Origin of the sequence: Olivibacter sitiensis DSM 17696, from assembly GCF_000427965.1 — a bacterium.
GTDB classification, from domain to species: domain Bacteria; phylum Bacteroidota; class Bacteroidia; order Sphingobacteriales; family Sphingobacteriaceae; genus Olivibacter; species Olivibacter sitiensis.
Window position 1 is genome coordinate 15,377 of sequence record NZ_ATZA01000005.1, and the last position, 18,855, is coordinate 34,231.

Consider the following 18,855-nt stretch of genomic DNA (forward strand, 5'->3'; position numbering starts at 1 on the left):
ATTCCTTCTGGACTAAATCGACATGGCAAAAAGCCGTTTTTCTGTCACTTTTATTTGCAATATTTTTGACACCAAATACCAAGGCGCAAACTGGCAAGCCAGTGAGTGGTACCGTGCAAGATAGCACAGGGCTCAGTGTCATCAGTGCTTCCGTCCGCCTGACATCGGACAAAGATACCTTACAGGCTATTACGGACCTCGATGGCAAATTTGCGTTCCCAAGTGTGAAAGCTTCTTCTTTCACGCTCACCATCACAAGTATCGGATTCGAGGCCCTCACCCGCAGCTTCACCATTGCTGCCGATAGATCCAGCCTCGTGATAGCCCCTATTACCATGAAGTATTCCAGCCAGATGCTACAAGAAGTGAGCGTCACGGGCGGTACCTTGGTCACCATGAAAGGCGACACGGTAGAGTACAATGCCAAAGATTACAGGGTGAGGGACAACGCCTTGGCAGAAGAACTGGTGAAAAAGCTAGATGGCGTACAGGTAGATAAAGACGGCAACATCACCGCACAGGGTGAGACTGTTTCCAGGGTACGCATCAATGGCAAGGACTTTTTTGGCGGGGACATAAAGACCGCCACGCAGAACCTCCCAGCCGACATCATCGAGAAATTGCAGATTATAGATGACTATGGCGATCAGGCAAACCTGACAGGGAACCGTACCGGAGATCCTGAGAAAATATTGAACATTGTCATTCCAGAAGACAAGAACAAGGGCTATCTGGGCCGCGTGGGTGCCGGAGGAGGTACCGAGGACCGCTACCAAGCCGGAGGTATGTTCAGGGCAAGCAACAACAAAAGCGAGGCCACCATCGTGGGCGATATGAACAACAACAACAACCAGGCATTCAACTTCAATACCCGAGGAGCTGGTGCCAGAAGGATGCCAGGCGGTATGGGGGGAGCCGGAGGAGCTGGTGGAGCCGGTGGCTTTGGAGGAGGTTCCAATGGATTGACCAAATCCTATTCCATTGGCCTGAACGTAAGAAGTGATATCAATGACAAAATCACTACCTATGGCAACTATAGCTACAACCATAGTGACAATACCACTACCAACATCACCGATGCGACGTACAACTATCCAAGTAGTCAGATAGTGAACTATATCAATGGTGTGACCAATGCCATCAGCAACAACCACCGTTTTGATTGGAACCTGGAATACAAGATGAGCCAAAAGAGCTTCCTGAAATTGTCTCCGACATTTAGCTTGGGCAATAGCACCACCATATTGGACCAGACAAACGACCAAACGACCAATGGGGAAAGGCAGGTCATCTACAATATAAACGATGACGGTTCTAGGGTGCCCAGCTATGGCCTGAGCGGACTGTACAACTTCCGTATAGATGACAAGGGCAGAAATGCATTTATCAATTTCTCTTTGAACTCTTCCAAGACAAAACAGGATCAGGATAGGATTATCAATACGCTCAATTATAGCGATGACGATGTCGTGGATACCTATACCCGCCAGTTGATAGACCTTGACAACAAAGGCCTCAATGGAGGGGCTTCGCTCTCTTATATAGAGCCTTTATCTGGAACCAGCAACCTGGAATTCACCTATGACTATAATTTTGCCAATTATGACAACCTAAGAAGGGCTGATACACTGAGCACTACAGGAAGCATAGACTATTCTCCCCAGCTGAGCACAGATTTCGATTATACCTTTGCCACGCACAAGGTAGGACTTACCTATAGATACCGCACGGAAAAAACCACGCTTCAATTAGGAGGAGCTGTTTTGCCTACCCGCCTTACCGGAAACAGTCTTTACCTAGATAACAATATAGATACCAAGCGTACCGGTTTCTACTTTGTCCCTGTATTCCGCTACGAGTACAAGGCCTCGAGAACGAAGGTATTCACGGCAGAGTATAACGGTAGCGCATCTGAACCTAGCTTCTCGCAAATACAGCCTGTAGTGGACATGTCCAACCCGCAAAACACGATAACGGGTAATCCCGAACTAAATGCACAGTTCAACCACTCGTTGAGACTTCGCTACCGCAATTTCGACTTTGCCACCGGCAACGTATTCTTTGCCATGCTGATGGCCAATCTTTCAGAAGACCGGATTGTGGCAGACAGATCGGTCATCATGGATGAACGCTATGGCACCGTGCAACAAACCAGCTATTTGAATGCCAATGGCTATTATGATGTAAGGGGATTTTACAATTATTCCAGACCTTACAAAAACAGGGCTTATGTGCTATCTTTCCGTGGGGGAGCCAACTATGTAAACAACGTCACCTACACCGAAGGAGTGGAAAACATAGCCAAGAACTGGGTCTTGAACCAAGGGATAGATTTGCAAATAAACCCACAAACCTGGCTCGAAATACGTCCGGGCGTTAATTATACTTTTAATACCATTAGCAATACGACGGGTAATCAAACTAGCACCAATATCCAGACTTGGGCTGCTACCTTGAATAACAACATCACTTTCATTCCTACGTGGGTATGGGGGCTCGACCTTAGTGCAACAAAGAATATTGGTTATGGCAATACAGTCAATGCCAATCCGACCATTCTGAATACGTTTTTAGAAAAGCAATTTTTCAAGGCAAAGAACGGTATGTTGCGCCTTTCGGCATTTGACTTGCTGAATCAACAGGTGAGCGTAGGGCGTACCATTACCGAAAACAGCATCGTAGACGTACGGAACAACCGTCTTGGTCGCTACTTCATGCTGTCCTTCACCTACAGGTTCCAGAAGTTTGGCGGCGTCTCTGGCGCCGGCGACCCCAACGAGCGGCAGATGGGCTTCCCTAGACCTGGCGGCGCCGGTCCTGGCGGAAGACCCGGAGGCTTGTAGTCGCTTTTCAAGCTCATAAAAATAGGAGAGGATGTCTTGATATAACCAGGACATCCTTTTTTTTGTTCAATGTTTCTTACTTTTGCCTTCCAACATGGAGTACCAGCAATTTACGCTTAAGAATGGCATACGCGTTATGTTCTTGCCTGCAAACAGTCCCATCGCACATGCCTGTGTGGTAGTCAATGCCGGATCGAGGGATGAAACGCCAAGTCAGTATGGGCTGGCGCATTTCATTGAACATTTGTTGTTCAAAAAAACGGAAAAAAGATCTACCAATCAGATTCTAAACAGACTGGAATTGGTAGGCGCCGATCTCAATGCCTACACCACCAAAGAGTATACATGCATCCATGCTTCATTTCTCAAAGAGCACCTGCCACGTACCTTGGACCTCTTCGAGGATATCCTCTTTCATTCGGTATTCCCCGATCAGGAAATAGAAAAGGAAAGGGGCGTCATTTTGGATGAGATTGCTTCCTATATAGATAGTCCAGAGGAAGCCATTGCCGATGATTTCGAAGATATCATCTTTGCGGAACATCCCCTGGGGCATAATATTTTGGGAAATGAAGAATCCTTGGGCAGGATGCGGCGCCCGGATGTTTTGCATTTTATGCATCAGCACTATGTGCCAGAAGAAATCGTGGTGGCCATCACGGGCAATTATGACCCAAAGAAAATCCATCATTGGGCACAAAAGTATTTTGGATTATTGCCCGAAAAACCCGCTCAAAAGAAAAAACAGCTGCTGTTTACCCATGAGCCGAAAAGGCAGGAGCAGGCCAAGCCCATTAGCCAATTCCACAGTGTCCTCGGGTCCATAGCCTATGACCTCCACCATCCGGATAAGTACGCGCTGATGCTCCTCAACAATTATTTGGGAGGTATGGGCATGAGCTCCAAGCTCAACCTGCAGATAAGGGAAAAGTACGGCATCGCCTATACCATTGAGTCGAGCTACGTACCTTTTTCAGATACCGGTCTCTTTACCATCTATTATGGAACGGATATGGAAAAAGCCAAAAAATGCGAAAAACTCATCCAAAAAGAACTTCAGCTGCTCTGCCAACAGAAATTGGGCAAGATACAGCTTCACCAAGCGAAGCGTAAGTTTATGGGGCAGATCGCCTTGGGTGAGGAAAACCGCATAGGCGTACTCATCGCTATTGCCAAAAATATCCTCGATTACGGGCGGGTAAACAGCCTGGAAGAGGTACTGGAAAATATCGAAGCGGTATCGGCAGAGCAGGTATTGCGGGTGGCCAATGAGGTTTTGCATCCAGAACGGCTCACGACACTCAGCTTTGTACCTCAAGCATAGTACCATCGCTATTTACATTAAAAACCGTAAATTTGTGGCATCGGAAGACATCGGCCTAGCGTACGACAATCCGACGACAGAAAATAAAATAGATGAAATTACCTATTATTGCATATGGCGATCCCGTACTGAAAAGGAAAGCCGAAGAAATCGATCAGGACTACCCCAATTTAGGCGAACTGGTAGAAAACATGTTTGAAACCATGTATGGCGCCCATGGTGTGGGTATTGCTGCTCCTCAAGTGGGGCTGTCCATACGCCTGTTTGTCATTGATGCCGATCCGTTTGCCGATGATGATGAACCCGATCTGAAAGGATTCAAGAAAGTGTTTATCAATGCCCAAATCGTTGACGAAGAAGGCGAGAAATGGGCCTTCAACGAAGGCTGTCTCAGCATACCGGACATACGCGAAGATATTGAACGACACGAAACCATCCATATCCGTTACTATGACGAAAACTGGACCTTGCACGAAGAAAGCTACTCTGGCGTGGCAGCAAGAGTCATCCAGCATGAATATGACCATATAGAAGGCAAACTCTTCACGGATAGAATTGGCGTGCTGCGCAAGGCCCTGATAAAGTCCAAACTGGATGCCATTTCCAAGGGGCAAGTGAAAGTGGACTATAAGATGAAATTCCCGAACACGAAGATCAAAAAGCGCTAATAAAAAGCGCTTTTTGATCTTCTAGCCACCTATAATAGGTAAGGACAGCTTATAGCGAACGGACACTATCCTGATAGTAAAAATGAGTGCAGCGCCGAGGAAGGCACTCCAACTGCTGTCTATCCCATAGTTGTACAAAAAAATGAACAGGAGCGCCCCGGCAAGGCAGGCAGTAGCATATATTTCCTTGCGGAATATGAGGGGTGTCTCGTTCATCAAGGTATCGCGTATCACACCTCCCATCACCGCAGAGAACATGCCCAGAAAGATGGCCGCGAGCTGGCTACTGTCATATACCAAGGCTTTTTGAAGCCCCACAATGGTGAAGAAACTAATGCCTATGGTGTCAAAAAGAAATAGGGTTCTTCTAAGCTTGGCTATCTTTTTCCCAAAAGCGGCCGCAATGAACACGCCCATCAAAATACTTGTCAGGTAATTGCTGTCATCTACCCATATAGGACGTGTATTGAGGAAAATATCCCTAATACTGCCTCCACCGATAGCTGTTACGAAACCTGTAAATCCCCCGCCGAACAGATCGATATTTTTGTCCCTAGCGGCCAATGCTCCCGATATAGCGAATACAAAAGTGCCAAGGAGATCGAAATAGTAAAGGAATTCCATAACGTGCTTTTAATCGGCATTTAAATCGCTGTCCACATCAATTGTGCGAAAAAAGCGCATGTATTCCTTGCGCGTTATCAACCTGGCTCCCATACTGCTTAAGTGGCTGCTCTCTATCTGACAATCTATAAGGGAATAGTTTCCCGACTGGCACAAGGCCACAAGCGCCAATTTGGAAGTATTGCTTTCCAACGAGAACATGCTCTCTCCACAAAATACCTGTCCGGCTATGCCGCAAGACACACCATATAACCCTCCTACCAAGTTTCCTTCTTTATTCCAAACTTCTACTGAATGTGCGTGACCATTGCGATGCAATAGCTTATAAGCATCCATCATGTCATCCGTGATCCAGGTGCCGTCCTGCCCCTGGCGCTTGATGTATGCACAGGCCTCTATCACCTCGGCAAACGTCCTGTCGTAGGTAAGGACATAGGTAGCCTCTCGCATCAGCTTGCGCATGGTTTTGCTCAGGCGCAACTCATCGGGGTACAACACAAACCGCTCATGAGGGCTATACCACAAAATAGGCGTATCTTCGCCATACCACGGGAAAATCCCCAACTCGTAGGCCAAGAGCAATCGCTCTATTCGCAAATCGCCCCCGATGGCCAACAATCCGTCGCTGTCTGCCAGCGACGGATTGGGGAACGAGATATCATCAGGATCGAGCTGAAAAAACATACGCCAACATCAGTCGTCTTGCCTACTCTCTTTGCTGATCTGCTCAAAAAGCCTATCCATACGTGAAACGTATTCGTTGGTATCGTCCACAAAAAACTCCAATGATGGGACGATGCGTGCTTGATTCTTAATCTTGGCGCCAAGCTTATAACGTATCTCATTGCTGTGTATACGGATATTCTTGATGAGTTCATCGCTAGTTTTGCTCTCTAGAAAACTAAGGTATATGCGAGCAATGGCCAAATCCGGTGTCATTCGTACCTTGGTGACGGTAATAAACGACCCGGGAAACCAATTTTGACCCTCTCTCTGGAATATGTCTGCCAAATCTTGCTGTATAATTCCCGCAAAACGTTGCTGTCTTTTACTTTCACTTGCCATGGCTTTCGATTTTTAGTATTGTGTTGTCGCGCATTGCTTTTTTAAAGTTAACAAATTATATCCATATCATGCGGCAAGGCCGTCAATATAATAAATTGTTGTAGGGGTAACGTATGGTATGCATGGCATAGACCTTCTCGTAAAGCAATTCCCTGAACTCATCAATATTTTCCTTATTCAAGGCAGAGATGAAAACGGCGGGGCTGCTATGCTTGGCCATCCAGCTATTTTTGAAGTCATCTATCGTCAATACCCCCTGCTCAGCTTCCGCCGCGCCGTCCGCGCCATGGTGCATAGGCAATTCATCGGTCTCTGTGCGCGGCTTATAGGCATCCACTTTGTTGAATACGGTAATGACGGGCTTATCTATGACGCCAATATCTTTTAGGGTTTCATTTACGGTATGCATATGATCTTCAAAAGAAGGGTGAGATATATCCACAACGTGAAGCAATATATCCGCTTCCCTAGCCTCGTCCAAGGTAGACTTGAAACATTCCACCAAATGGTGCGGTAGCTTTCTAATAAAGCCGACGGTGTCCGATAGCAAAAACGGCAGGTTGTTTATCACCACCTTTCTCACCGTGGTGTCCAACGTAGCAAAAAGCTTATTCTCGGCAAAAACTTCCGATTTCGAGAGCATGTTCATGATCGTCGATTTGCCCACATTGGTATAGCCCACCAGCGCCACGCGGATAAGTTCGCCCCTGTTCTTGCGTTGGGTTTCGTTTTGCTTGTCTATTTGCTTGAGTTTGTCCTTCAGCAAGGAAATCTTGGTCAAGATAATCCGGCGGTCACTTTCGATCTGGGTTTCTCCCGGACCACGCATACCGATACCTCCTTTTTGCCTTTCCAAGTGCGTCCACATTCTGGTAAGCCTCGGCAAGAGGTACTGCAACTGTGCCAGTTCTACCTGCGTCTTAGCCTGTGCCGTCTGCGCCCTGCTGGCAAAGATGTCCAATATGAGGTTGCTCCTGTCCAGGATTTTTACCTGCAGCTCTCGTTCAATATTGCGCAATTGCGAAGGTGAGAGCTCATCGTCAAACACGACCATATCAGCCTCTTCCGCCGTCACATATGCCTTGATCTCCTCCAGCTTTCCGGTTCCTACAAAGGTGGCCCTCTCCGGCCTTTGCATCTTTTGCGTGAAGACCTTCAGTGTTTCGCCTCCTGCGGTCATCACCAGAAACGACAGCTCGTCCAGGTACTCCTTGGCTTGCTCTTCCGTCTCGCCCGGCGTAATAACTCCCACCAAAACCGCTCGTTCCGGCCTTAAACTTGTATCGTAATATTTTTGAATAGCCATAATATCGTCTAATAGCTTTTTTGTTCGTAAATCAATAAGTGTTCTTTGCAAGAAAGAGACCAAGGTCCTAAAATCTCTGCCATCTATTATCGAAAGGTAATCGTTGAGAAATGTGCGGAACAATGTTTGACGTCTCTACTACAAAACAAGAAATAAGCTTTACTCTCTGCCTTGTCTCTTGCGCTGAAAATAGAGTAGTATTACATTGTCATTTGAATTATAAGGTTTTCGCTACAAAGATAAGGGTATTTGCCCACTATTCAAAATTTGGAGAAAAAAGCTCACCTTTCCCTCCAACTTTATGAAATCTTATCCCAACTTATTCCATTTCCATTTCTGCCAAAGAACTTTCTCAGCACTTGATTGGCGGGGCTCAGCAGCTCGGGATCTTCCTCAAACAGGCGAATCACGGCCTCCCTCGCTTCCAATAGCAACGGCTGGTCCGTTGCCAGATTGGCCAGTTTCAGGTCTAGCACGCCGCTCTGCTGTGTTCCGGCTATATCTCCCGGTCCCCTTATTTTAAGGTCCGTTTCGGCAATTTCGAAGCCGTCGTTGGTTCGTACCATCGTCTCCAATCTCAACTTGCTTTCCTTGCTCAACTTGTTTCCCGACATCAGCAGGCAATAAGACTGCTCGGCCCCACGCCCCACCCTGCCTCGTAGCTGATGGAGCTGCGACAGCCCAAAGCGTTCGGCATTCTCAATGACCATAACCGATGCATTTGGAACATTGACTCCTACCTCTATCACGGTGGTGGCAACCATGATCTGCGTTTCTCCCTTCACGAAGCGCTGCATTTCAAAGTCTTTATCCTTAGCGGGCATTTTGCCATGCACAATGCTGATCCGATAGTCGGGAAGCGGAAATTCACGCACGAGGTGCTCTATGCCCGTTTCCAGATTCATTAGGTCCATTTTTTCACTCTCCTTGATCAAGGGATATACTATATATACCTGCCTGCCCAAGGCTATCTCCTTGCGCAAGAAACCGAACATCTGCAAGCGGCTTCTCTCAAAAAGATGCATGGTCTGAATGGGTTTTCTGCCTGCCGGCAATTCGTCGATGACTGAAATGTCCAGATCTCCGTATAGGCTCATAGCCAGCGTGCGCGGTATGGGCGTAGCGGTCATTACCAACATGTGGGGAGGAATGGCATTCTTACGCCACAGCTTAGCTCTTTGCTCCACCCCAAAGCGATGCTGCTCGTCTATGACCGCTAAGCCCAATTGACGGAACCGCACCCCCTCCTCTAGCAGCGCGTGGGTTCCTACCAATATATCCAACGATCCTTCTGCCAATTGCTGATGAATAATTTTTCTTTCTTTCTTCCCCGTGGAGCCGGTAAGCAAGCGAATGGAGGCGATTTCATCTCCCAACAGGCTCTTCAAGCTATTGAAATGTTGCTGTGCCAATATTTCCGTCGGCGCCATTAAACAGGCCTGGCAACCATTGTCATTGGCCAGGAGCATGCTCATGAGGGCTACCACCGTTTTGCCGCTACCTACGTCGCCCTGCACCAATCGATTCATCTGCGCACCGCTGCGGGTGTCCATGCGGATTTCCTTCATTACCCTCTTCTGTGCATTGGTAAGTGGAAAGGGTATTCTATCTTGATAAAAGGTGTTGAACTTGCTGCCCACCTCTGCAAATACATGTCCCTTGAACTTGGTTTTCTGGATATGCTTGCTCCTTAGCAACTTGAGCTGAATGAAAAACAGCTCCTCAAATTTCAGGCGCCTCTCTGCTTCATGCAGGTCTTGAGCACTGGCAGGAAAATGAATAAAGCGAAGTGCTGTTGCTAGGGGCAGTAATTTATGCTGTGCCAATATGGCGTGAGGCAAGCTTTCTTCTATAACATTGCCTATTACGGAGAGAAGGGTTTCCTGAAGCCGCTGAATACCCTTGCTATCCAAGAAATGCTTTTTGAGTTTTTCGGTGCTGCTATAAACAGGCTGCAAGCTCTGATTGCCTGTCACGCTCATCTGCTGCCGCCCATAACTTTCTATCTCCGGATGAGTGATATTGATGGCACCGCCAAATAGCGTAGGCTTTCCATAGACAACATATGCCTTGCCTATCTCCAGGTGGTCTTGCATCCACTTAATGGCCTGAAACCACACCAGCTCTATCAAACCAGTATCGTCCCTGAACTTGCCCACGAGGCGCCTCGACCGCTTTTCTCCCACCACTTCCAAGCTCACTAAGCGTCCCAGCACTTGTGCGGCGGCCATGTCGGCGGTCAGTTCACTGATCTTATAAAATCTGGTCTTATCGACATAGCGAAAAGGGTAATAATGCAGTAAATCTTCAAAAGTAAAGACACCCAGCTCCTTGTTGATCAATTCCGCTTTAAATTGGCCAACGCCTTTTAAATAGGTTATCGGTGTATTTAAGTCGTAACTTACCACATTGAACAGCTACTTATAGGCTATGACAGAAATTTCTACCCTTACACCTTTGGGAAGCCCAGCCACTGCCACACATTCGCGCGCAGGGGCATTTTCAGTAAAATATTCCCCATATACTGCATTTACCTCTCCAAAATCGGCCATATCCGTTAGGAAGATCGTCGCCTTCACTACATCTTCAAAATCATAACCCGCTCCATGAAGTATGGCTTTGATATTTCCAAGTACTTTATGCGTCTCATCAGCTATGGAGCCCTTCACAAGCTCTCCGGTTTCAGCAGATAGGGGAATTTGCCCAGACACATAAAGTGTATTGCCTGCCTTTACTGCCTGATTGTATGGCCCTATAGGTGCAGGAGCCTCATTTGTATTGAAGATTTCTTTCATGAAATTTCTACTTGAAAAACATATATTGGATTATTTTATACGTCACTCCCAAGACAAAAACAACAATGGCGATAACATTGATAGCGTACATCACCTTCATATTAAATGTTTTCTCCCGCTTCTCCACTTGTGCTTTTTTCTTTGTCGACATCGAAACGAAATTAGGATAACTTGCGCAGATATCCAAACAGAGAAAAAACAAAAAGCCTCCCATTTTGCAACGGGAGGCTTTCTTGTTGTATTCTGCTTATGTATACAGAATTACATGGATTATTTTACAAATTGAACGTTACGGTTCAAGATACGTCCAGCTTCTGTAGCGTTAGATGCAACAGGCTTGTCTTCGCCATTACCAACAACTTGCAATTGTGAAGCAGCTACACCAGCGTTTACCAAGTAGTTCTTCACAGAGTTAGCACGGTCAATAGACAATTGCTTGTTGTACTCTGCGGGACCTTCTGATGAAGCGTTACCTTCTAGAGTGATAGTAGCACCGCTAGCTTTCAAATCTGAAGCTACTTGATCCAAGACAGCGTAAGAGCTAGTCTTCAATACTGAGCTATCAAATTCAAATTGGATGTTTGAGTAAGATCCCAAAGAAACTTCTGCTTTTGGAGGCTCAGGGAAGTTGATTGGGCATCCAGATCCGTCTACTTGAGTTCCAGCAGGCGTGTTAGGGCACTTGTCAAACTTGTCAGATACACCGTCACCGTCAGAATCCTTGCTCAAAGCATCAACAGTAGCTTCCAATGCACCTACACGTTGCTTCAAGGCTTCTACTTCGCCTCTCAATGCTGGGTCTTTCAACTCATCGTAAAGAGTAGCAACTGGGTTAGCCCAAGTAAGATCTTGTTTTTCTTTCTTACCCAAAGAGAATTCAAGTCCTGCATGAGTATAAGAGAATTTGTCATTAGCAGTTCTGTTGGCAACAGGACCAAACAAAGTCTTGGTATCAACGAAGTTCATGGTGTAACCCAAATCAAGAGCTACACGGTCAGATAATTTGAATTTCAAGCCTAAACCTACAGGAATGTAAGCTTCGCGTTTGAAATCCCTATCTCCTTGCAACTCTCTATCTGTAGCACTTTCGCCCCAGTTACCTTTATTGTCCCAAGAAGCGCCAGTACCGTCATTGTTAGCATACATTACAGGATTGAAAGCGATAAGGCCATAACCTGCTGTAGCGTAGAAATTAACGGCATTTTCCCTTCTCAAGAAGTCAATAGTAGCCAATTGGAATACACCGTTCAAGCTAACAGCGTATTGAACGCTAGTTTCAGCAGACTGATAGGTATTACCATCCCAAGCATTAACCGTTGCAAAAGGCTCCGAGTTGTGCGTAAAGATACGACCACGGTTAGCGTCTACTTGCAGACCGAACCAGCTGGAGAATTGCTTACGGATATTGATTCCGTAATATTCCCTAACAGGGGCTTCGAAGAAGCCAACTTTATTGCCAAAAGCGTTAGATCCGCCAACGAGTACATTAGGTGAAGTAATACCACCATTGATTCCTATAGACCAAGTTCTGTACTGGCTCCTTCCGCCAAATACTTTAGCGTCCTGTGCATTTACTGCACCAGCTACTCCTAGTGAAGCCACCAAAGAGCAAGCGACCGCTTTTTTGATTGTAGAATAGTTCATACTTTTTTTTCTTTCTTTTAAAGGTTAAACAGTTTTAATTGTATAATTAAATACAAAATTAAACATTTGTTTTATCGGTGCAATACTATCAAACACTATTCCAAAAAAAAATTATTGTTATTTTTTGTTAAATTATTTTGCGTACCCACCTCGCAAAACCACATAACACGCTATATAAAAGCACCTTATGCATAAAAGGCAAAACAAAATGTTTGATTACGCGCTTTGTAAGAAGCGGAAACAGCCCTTTTTATTGTCCCAGATAATTATAAAAATGTGTCAAAAAAGGAACATCGTGCATGAAAAGCCATACAAAAAGCTACTTCTCCCCGCTCCTAACGGCCTTTAGTAGCTTTATTTTGAGGTAGATCAACAAGGCAATTCCCAAAATGGAAACGCCCGTAATGGCAAACTGCCTCTCATTAAAAGAGGCAATAACACAATAGGCCAGCACGAATATCCCCAGACTGAGCGCAACGTTGTAAATCATTTTCCTGCCCATACATATACGAACTAATGGATATGCTCTTAGTAAACGGGCAATTCCGGATCGAACGTGTCTCTCCATGCCAAAATCCCACCTTGCAGGTTGTACAAGTTTTCAAATCCTTGCTGTTCCAGCAACAGTATAGCTTGTGCACTTCTCTTTCCACTTCTGCAGTGGACGACAACTGGCTTATCCTTGCTTATTTTATCCGTTTCCAGGAGCACATTGGCCAAAGGAATGTTTTCCCCGTCTAGGTTGGAAGTCTCGAACTCGAACTCTTCCCTTACGTCTATTAGCTGAAAATCTTCCTTATTGTCTATTTTTTCCTTCAGTTCTTCTACAGAGATTTCTTTCATTATCTGATTTATTTTATTATAAAATCAAACATATGCAAAATGGAATTCATATGCAACAACGATATGTTTCCCAGAAAAGGACAAATGGCAAATAAGTATCAACCAAACTGGGGCCTTAATGGGCATGAATACATTTATTCGCAAATATTCCGTAGCTTTGAATGCTATAATTGCAGGACAAAACGTTACGCTCAAAGGAATAGATTATGAGAAATATATTACTTTTTACGATATCCTTGATTTTTCTTTCTGCCTGTTCTGCCCATCGGGCGGCACTGCAGTCGTCCGTGCAGCCAGCCGATGTGAACAGAATCATTTCTACCTTGGCTGCTGACGACATGGAAGGGCGAGCCATTTTCTCTCCGGGCATTCAAAAAGCGGCAGATTTTATCGCCTCGGAATTCAAATCGGCCAGATTATCTTTTTTGTCAAATGACACCTCCTTTCTACAGACCTTTGGCGTATGCAGGACAACACTCACCTCTTTGGAGGTACAGATCAATGGTGAGGATATAGCCGAAGGCCGACTGGTGATGAGCTCCACTAAACCGGGCATAAATTGGAACGACAATCCCGAAATCAACATAATCGCCGTAAATGCCGGTGAAGACCTGCTTGCAACATACCGTAAGCTTTCCCAATCAGAAAACGACTACCTTATCAAGGTGGATGAAAGCCTGGCAGAGCAATTTAAACGCCTTAGGAGCTACCTCAGCCGACCGAAATTGGAACCAGAAGGCAAAGGCAAAAGCAGCCCTACCCTGGCGTTCGTATTGGGTGGCGAGGATATAAAGTCCTTTAGGGTAAACTTTTCGCAGGGGCAGGAGGAACTACCGCTATTTAACGTAGTAGGTGTCTTACCCGGCAAATCGAAACCGAATGAATTTATCGTTTTTTCAGCTCATTATGACCATTTAGGTATCGTGAAACCTGTCGGCCAAGATTCTATTGCCAATGGCGCTGATGACGATGCATCGGGCGTCACTGCCGTCATCAGCCTAGCAAAAGCTTACGCAAAACAGAAAAACAACGAGCGCAGCTTGATTTTTGCCGCATTCACGGCAGAAGAATCTGGCGGCTTCGGCTCACAATACTTCTCCAAGCAGCTCGATCCAGACTCGGTCATTGCCATGGTGAATATCGAAATGATTGGCAAAGACTCCAAGTTCGGGCCAAACACGGTTTACATCACGGGATTTGAGCGGTCCAATCTGGGCACGCTGATGCAAAAAAGGGTGGAAGGCACGGGTTTTTCGTTTCATGCAGACCCTTATCCGGAGCAAAACCTGTTCTATAGGAGCGACAATGCCACACTGGCCGCTCAGGGTGTTCCTGCACACTCATTTTCCACCGTACAAATAGACAAAGACGAATATTACCATACGGTAAAAGACGAGCTAGAAACATTAGACATAAACAATATTATTAGCACCATAAGGGCCATAGAACTAGGCGCAAGGGGGCTGATCAATGGAGAAGATACACCCACGAGAATCCCAAAACTAGAAAACGGCAGAAACCGTTGATAACAAGGCGGACATCATTCTATTTCTTCCTTTATTAAAAGGCTACCTTCATCATAACTGAAAGTATAAAGACCATCGGCTGGTACAACCCATTTACAAGGCAGGTTCAGAGCATACTGATTGACCAGTATTTTACTCTGTTGAAATGCACTCAAGTGAATAACATCGCCTTCTGGAAACCATTTGGCAAAGCCCTTTGCAGCGACATATGTTTTTGTGTTGCCGCAAAGGAGCGTCGCTGTTAGCAAGCGACTATATGCAACAAGGCCTGATGCATCCATCGAGCTACTTATGATATTGGCCGCGGCGTAGCTGTTTTCGTGAAGCCATTGGATGGCCATGCTTATGAAATGTTCCGTCTTCTCATGATAGGGCAGCAGCTTTGTGTGTTCTTGAAGATCCAAAAAAGACGCATCTCCAAACACGACGTCTACTTTTATGCCTTTGTTCACAATGTCTTCATATGCTTGAGAAGCGCATATGACGGTAGGTGACCACTCCAGAAGTTGTCCAAGATATTCTACAGCGATGGTGTCGGCATCTTCAATAATCAGTGCCGGTTCCTGCTTTTCCCTTATGACATGGTGTGACGACATCGGCAGAAGAAACAGCCCCACAATGGATATTGTGAGGCTGTTTGCTTTAAGAGGTAGTTAATTCTTTTTATCTGTTATCTCCGTTATAGCCTGGCCAATATTGCCATTGGGCTCCTCAATATGCAGCAGCGCCGCAATAGTGGGAGCAATATCGGTCATATGCGTGGCTCGATTGGTCGCGCCATGTTTGATACCCCAGCCCATGAAAACCAAAGGAATATGAGAGTCGTAGGGGTTCCAGGTGCCGTGTGAAGTACCAGTTGCCCTAGGCGATCCGCTAAACCACTGAGCCTCGGTGATGACTTGAATGTCACCGCTTCTTTTATAATTATAGCCGTTAATGATTCGCTCTTTTAATAGGGATGGTATACTCGCAGAAGCGACATCGTCCATGTCCGCTACAAATGCTACGCCATCCAATCTGCGCAGGTGTTTGATGGCGCTCTTCTTGATTGCTTCTTCATCCAACTGCTTTTCCTTAATTAGGGCATGGTCTAGATGAAGCTGGTAATTCCTGAGGCTATAGGCCAGTTTGGCGTGCCCAAACTCTTTCTCCAATAGTCCGTTGAGATCCGTGAGTACGGCATTCGAGTTGAAATAACCGCCGTCTCCTTTGTGATCCATAAAAAACTGAGGGTTATGGGCTGCGCCATGATCAGCAGATAGGAATACCGTATAATTGCCCTTTCCGAACTGCTTGTCCAAGTATTGAAAGAAAGACGCCAGGTCTTGGTCCAATCGAAGATAAGTATCTTCTACCTTGGCACTATTAACGGCAAACTGATGGCCCACATAATCTGTGGAGCTCAAGCTGACGGCAAGAAAATCAGTAACACCCGCTGGATTGCTTCCTAGATTTTCGTTTTCAATAGCTGCTCTTGCCATATCCAGGGTAAATGTATTGCCAAAGGGAGTGCTTCTCAAAAGCCCCATACCGACGGTTTCAGAGAGTTTGGCAGTATTAATAGGGAAGGAAGTATTATCCTCACCCTTGAACCTACCTTCGTAAACATCCTCAGGAGCACTTTGTACGTATGTTTCCAAAGGATATAAGCTATTCCAATTTTGCTTAAGATATTTCTGGGCGAGTTTTTTGGCATTGAAGTCCTTTACCCACTTGGGCAGATCCTGCATATAAAAGGTGCTGCTTATCCACTCTCCTGTTTCATCATACCAATATGCGGCGTCTGCAAAGTGCCCTGCGGGCAGAATGGCGCCACGGTCTTTGAGAGAGATGCCTATCACTTTCGACCTGAAATTTGTTGCCAATTTCAGCTCATCCGTTATGGTTGAAGTCAAGAGGTTACGAGGAGACATCTTGCCTGCATTATTGGAGTTGTTCACGCCTTGCACCGTGTTGTCTTCCGTACAATAGACGCTCTGTCCATTCTCTTTTAAATAGAAATCATTTCCCGCAATACCATGCAAGGCTGGGACGCTGCCTGTATATATTGTGCTGTGCCCGATAGCCGTCACGGTTGGGACGTAATTGATATAGGTGTTTTCTGCCGAAAACCCCTCATTGAGCATCCTTTTGAATCCACCATCTGTGTAGCGGTCGTAATAACGGTACAAGTAGTCCCAGCGCATCTGATCTACAACAAGACCGATTACCAATTTTGGTCTTTCTACGTCCTTTTTATTACCCACCTGTGCGGTGGCAGAAAGAAGGGAAAGAAATGAGCACAAGAATACAACTATTTTAAATTTCATTTTAATGAGCTTTTAAAACACTATTTTTGGTTAAAAAATAAATTTTAGATAAAGAGTACTCCAAAGTAAGCGAATTGCCTTGAAGAAATCGCGGAGAAGGGGTAAAAATTTTGTTAAGAGGGCCGTCTAAAAAGATCACAACCATCAGCCAAGGCCAGGTCGAGGAATGTTTCGACTTCGCTCAGCTTAATGCTGATTTCGGATACTCTTTAGACAAGCCCATAATATTCTACTAAACCAGCAAACGCACTGGCTCTTCGAGCAATGATTTCACGGTTTGCAGGAAAGCAGCTCCTGTAGCTCCGTCCACTACGCGGTGGTCACAGCTCAATGTCAATTTCATGATATTGCCGGGAACGACGGCACCATTCTTTACTACTGGTACCTGCTGTATTCCTCCAACTGCCAAAATACAGGCATCTGGCGGGTTGATGATAGCCGTAAATTGGTCTATACCAAACATACCCAAGTTTGACACGGTAAAGGTAGAGCCTTCCCAATCTTTCGGCTGCAGTTTCTTAGCTTTTGCCTTTTGTGCAAAATCTTTCACTTCTGCCGAGATGTGGGACAAGGTCTTTCCATCGGCAAAACGAACGACGGGAACCAACAAACCATCTTCTACCGCGATGGCGACACCTACGTTTACATGCTCATTGTAGCGTATCTTGTCTCCAAGCCATGAGGAATTCACGTTCGGATGCTGTTTAAGGGCTACTGCCACAGCTTTGACAACGATGTCATTGAACGACACTTTTATGGGCGCCACCTCGTTGATCTTGGTGCGGGCCGATATAGCGCTGTCCATGTCAACTTGTATGGTAAGATAAAAATGGGGTGCGGTAAACAAGCTTTCCGACAAGCGCTTGGCGATGGTTTTGCGCATCTGCGTAATAGGCTTCTCCTCGTATTTTTCCTCGCCTATGAACTGTGGTATGCTGATGGTCTTGCTTTCTCCTGCTGGCTTCGCCGCATCTGCAGCTGGCTTTTCGGCCGCCTTGGGGGTTGGCTTGAAAGACTCGACATCTTTTTTGATGATACGGCCATTTTCGGCAGATCCTTTCAACTGGCTTAAGTCTATACCCTTTTCTTTGGCAATAGAGCGTGCAAGGGGCGATGCCTTAATCCTGGAATCGCTGTCGGCTGTGGAAGAGGGAGCTGCTTTTTCCTCTACGGGAGCAGGTGCATCTTCTTTCTTCCCTTCTTCTTTTTTGCCTTCTGACTTAGCAGGCTTCTTCTTCAGCAAAGGTGTAATATCGGTTCCCTCTTTGCCTACGATAGCGATGATGTCGTTCACCTTGGCCGATTCGCCTTTTTCGATACCTATATATAACAGTGTACCTTCGGCATAGGCGGTGACTTCCATTGTAGCCTTGTCTGTCTCTACATCAGCAATGACGTCATCGCTTTTTATTTTGTCTCCTACCTTGAAGTTCCATTGAGCAATGGTACCCTCGGTCATTGTATCGCTCAGCAGAGGCATGGTGATGACGGTAGCGCCCAATGACTCGGGAGTTACTTCTTCTTCATCTCCATTTTCTTCTTCACTTGCCTGCTCGGTTTCAGGACTTGCCTCTTCGCTTGTTTCTCCCTCTTTGGCTGTGCCACTATCGCCTTCCAGCAGTGCCTTGTAATCTTCTCCTTCTTCTCCCAGTACAGCTATTACCGCATTGATAGGAACAGCTTCTCCCTCTTTGGGGCCTATATATAGCAAAGTTCCTTCTTGGTAGCTCTCAAAGTCCATGGTGGCCTTGTCTGTCTCCACTTCCGCTATCAGGTCTCCCGAGCTTACTTTATCGCCAACTTTTTTATGCCATTTGGCGATAACACCTTCGGTCATGGTATCGCTCATCTTGGGCATTCGAACTACTTCAGCCATAGTGATCTTCTTTGTTCTTTATTAAATATATA

The 18,855-nt window shown here is 45.9% G+C and carries 17 protein-coding genes; 4 read left to right on the forward strand and 13 right to left on the reverse strand.

Going from position 1 to position 18,855, the window contains the following annotated elements:
* The first annotated feature begins 65 nt into the window (after positions 1-65).
* The 3 genes from A37S_RS23560 (at position 66) to def (ending at position 4,835) form a co-directional block, all read left to right on the forward strand.
* Complete coding sequence (locus A37S_RS23560; RefSeq protein WP_169719433.1) at positions 66-2,843, forward strand: TonB-dependent receptor; 2,778 nt, start codon at positions 66-68, stop codon at positions 2,841-2,843.
* 94 nt (positions 2,844-2,937) lie between these two features.
* Positions 2,938-4,167 (forward strand): M16 family metallopeptidase, encoded by a 1,230-nt coding sequence (locus A37S_RS0104270; protein WP_028295908.1) that lies wholly within the window; start codon positions 2,938-2,940, stop codon positions 4,165-4,167.
* 92 nt (positions 4,168-4,259) lie between these two features.
* Positions 4,260-4,835, forward strand: a complete 576-nt coding sequence (def, locus tag A37S_RS0104275) for a peptide deformylase (RefSeq protein WP_028295909.1) — start codon at positions 4,260-4,262, stop codon at positions 4,833-4,835.
* 21 nt (positions 4,836-4,856) lie between these two features.
* Here def and A37S_RS0104280 read toward each other — a convergent pair whose 3' ends face one another.
* From A37S_RS0104280 to A37S_RS0104325, 10 genes are all read right to left on the reverse strand, one after another.
* Positions 4,857-5,459 carry a trimeric intracellular cation channel family protein gene (locus A37S_RS0104280; protein WP_028295910.1) on the reverse strand — a complete coding sequence of 201 codons (603 nt, stop codon included), beginning with the start codon at positions 5,457-5,459 and terminating at the stop codon, positions 4,857-4,859.
* A gap of 9 nt (positions 5,460-5,468) precedes the next feature.
* A complete protein-coding gene (gene aat / locus A37S_RS0104285) occupies positions 5,469-6,143 on the reverse strand; it encodes a leucyl/phenylalanyl-tRNA--protein transferase (protein ID WP_028295911.1) in 675 nt (224 codons plus the stop codon).
* A 9-nt stretch (positions 6,144-6,152) separates the two neighbouring features.
* Positions 6,153-6,524, reverse strand: coding sequence for a 30S ribosome-binding factor RbfA (gene rbfA, locus A37S_RS0104290; protein WP_028295912.1), 372 nt, complete (start codon positions 6,522-6,524; stop codon positions 6,153-6,155).
* A gap of 82 nt (positions 6,525-6,606) precedes the next feature.
* Positions 6,607-7,830 (reverse strand): GTPase HflX, encoded by a 1,224-nt coding sequence (gene hflX, locus A37S_RS0104295; protein ID WP_028295913.1) that lies wholly within the window; start codon positions 7,828-7,830, stop codon positions 6,607-6,609.
* Between the two features lie 299 nt (positions 7,831-8,129).
* Entirely contained in the window at positions 8,130-10,238 is a 2,109-nt protein-coding gene (gene recG, locus A37S_RS0104300) for an ATP-dependent DNA helicase RecG (protein ID WP_028295914.1), read from the reverse strand.
* A gap of 9 nt (positions 10,239-10,247) precedes the next feature.
* The gene (locus A37S_RS0104305) at positions 10,248-10,625 is read right to left on the reverse strand and encodes a RidA family protein (protein ID WP_028295915.1); all 378 of its coding nucleotides are present in this window, start codon (positions 10,623-10,625) and stop codon (positions 10,248-10,250) included.
* A 7-nt stretch (positions 10,626-10,632) separates the two neighbouring features.
* On the reverse strand, positions 10,633-10,776 hold the full coding sequence (locus A37S_RS27415; RefSeq protein WP_169719434.1) for a DUF6728 family protein: 144 nt from the start codon (positions 10,774-10,776) through the stop codon (positions 10,633-10,635).
* Positions 10,777-10,895: 119 nt separating this feature from the next.
* Complete coding sequence (locus A37S_RS0104315; protein WP_028295916.1) at positions 10,896-12,269, reverse strand: OmpA family protein; 1,374 nt, start codon at positions 12,267-12,269, stop codon at positions 10,896-10,898.
* A 319-nt stretch (positions 12,270-12,588) separates the two neighbouring features.
* Positions 12,589-12,759: a DUF6358 family protein gene (locus tag A37S_RS0104320; protein ID WP_157278403.1), complete on the reverse strand. Its 171-nt coding sequence runs from the start codon at positions 12,757-12,759 to the stop codon at positions 12,589-12,591.
* Between the two features lie 38 nt (positions 12,760-12,797).
* Positions 12,798-13,112, reverse strand: coding sequence for a rhodanese-like domain-containing protein (locus A37S_RS0104325; protein ID WP_028295918.1), 315 nt, complete (start codon positions 13,110-13,112; stop codon positions 12,798-12,800).
* A 206-nt stretch (positions 13,113-13,318) separates the two neighbouring features.
* Between A37S_RS0104325 and A37S_RS0104330 the strand changes: the two genes are divergently transcribed.
* Positions 13,319-14,638: a M20/M25/M40 family metallo-hydrolase gene (locus A37S_RS0104330; RefSeq protein ID WP_036601250.1), complete on the forward strand. Its 1,320-nt coding sequence runs from the start codon at positions 13,319-13,321 to the stop codon at positions 14,636-14,638.
* 14 nt (positions 14,639-14,652) lie between these two features.
* On the opposite strand, the gene A37S_RS26100 is transcribed toward A37S_RS0104330, so the two are convergent.
* The 3 genes from A37S_RS26100 to A37S_RS0104345 all read right to left on the reverse strand — a co-directional run bounded on the left by A37S_RS26100 (position 14,653) and on the right by A37S_RS0104345 (position 18,823).
* Positions 14,653-15,234, reverse strand: a complete 582-nt coding sequence (locus A37S_RS26100) for a hypothetical protein (RefSeq protein ID WP_051292711.1) — start codon at positions 15,232-15,234, stop codon at positions 14,653-14,655.
* Positions 15,235-15,291: 57 nt separating this feature from the next.
* Positions 15,292-16,947 carry an alkaline phosphatase PafA gene (gene pafA / locus A37S_RS0104340; RefSeq protein WP_028295920.1) on the reverse strand — a complete coding sequence of 552 codons (1,656 nt, stop codon included), beginning with the start codon at positions 16,945-16,947 and terminating at the stop codon, positions 15,292-15,294.
* Between the two features lie 232 nt (positions 16,948-17,179).
* The gene (locus A37S_RS0104345; RefSeq protein WP_028295921.1) at positions 17,180-18,823 is read right to left on the reverse strand and encodes a pyruvate dehydrogenase complex dihydrolipoamide acetyltransferase; all 1,644 of its coding nucleotides are present in this window, start codon (positions 18,821-18,823) and stop codon (positions 17,180-17,182) included.
* Positions 18,824-18,855: the final 32 nt, after the last annotated feature.

What these genes read in the sequence shown, in the direction of transcription:
- A37S_RS0104315 (WP_028295916.1), bottom strand. Translation starts at nt 12,269, where the DNA reads ATGAACTATTCTACAATCAAAAAAGCGGTCGCTTGCTCTTTGGTGGCT.
- A37S_RS27415 (WP_169719434.1), bottom strand. Translation starts at nt 10,776, where the DNA reads ATGTCGACAAAGAAAAAAGCACAAGTGGAGAAGCGGGAGAAAACATTT.
- A37S_RS0104345 (WP_028295921.1), bottom strand. Translation starts at nt 18,823, where the DNA reads ATGGCTGAAGTAGTTCGAATGCCCAAGATGAGCGATACCATGACCGAA.
- A37S_RS0104330 (WP_036601250.1), top strand. Translation starts at nt 13,319, where the DNA reads ATGAGAAATATATTACTTTTTACGATATCCTTGATTTTTCTTTCTGCC.
- def (WP_028295909.1), top strand. Translation starts at nt 4,260, where the DNA reads ATGAAATTACCTATTATTGCATATGGCGATCCCGTACTGAAAAGGAAA.
- A37S_RS26100 (WP_051292711.1), bottom strand. Translation starts at nt 15,234, where the DNA reads ATGTCGTCACACCATGTCATAAGGGAAAAGCAGGAACCGGCACTGATT.
- A37S_RS0104305 (WP_028295915.1), bottom strand. Translation starts at nt 10,625, where the DNA reads ATGAAAGAAATCTTCAATACAAATGAGGCTCCTGCACCTATAGGGCCA.
- aat (WP_028295911.1), bottom strand. Translation starts at nt 6,143, where the DNA reads ATGTTTTTTCAGCTCGATCCTGATGATATCTCGTTCCCCAATCCGTCG.
- A37S_RS0104270 (WP_028295908.1), top strand. Translation starts at nt 2,938, where the DNA reads ATGGAGTACCAGCAATTTACGCTTAAGAATGGCATACGCGTTATGTTC.
- A37S_RS0104325 (WP_028295918.1), bottom strand. Translation starts at nt 13,112, where the DNA reads ATGAAAGAAATCTCTGTAGAAGAACTGAAGGAAAAAATAGACAATAAG.
- A37S_RS0104320 (WP_157278403.1), bottom strand. Translation starts at nt 12,759, where the DNA reads ATGATTTACAACGTTGCGCTCAGTCTGGGGATATTCGTGCTGGCCTAT.
- A37S_RS0104280 (WP_028295910.1), bottom strand. Translation starts at nt 5,459, where the DNA reads ATGGAATTCCTTTACTATTTCGATCTCCTTGGCACTTTTGTATTCGCT.
- rbfA (WP_028295912.1), bottom strand. Translation starts at nt 6,524, where the DNA reads ATGGCAAGTGAAAGTAAAAGACAGCAACGTTTTGCGGGAATTATACAG.
- hflX (WP_028295913.1), bottom strand. Translation starts at nt 7,830, where the DNA reads ATGGCTATTCAAAAATATTACGATACAAGTTTAAGGCCGGAACGAGCG.
- pafA (WP_028295920.1), bottom strand. Translation starts at nt 16,947, where the DNA reads ATGAAATTTAAAATAGTTGTATTCTTGTGCTCATTTCTTTCCCTTCTT.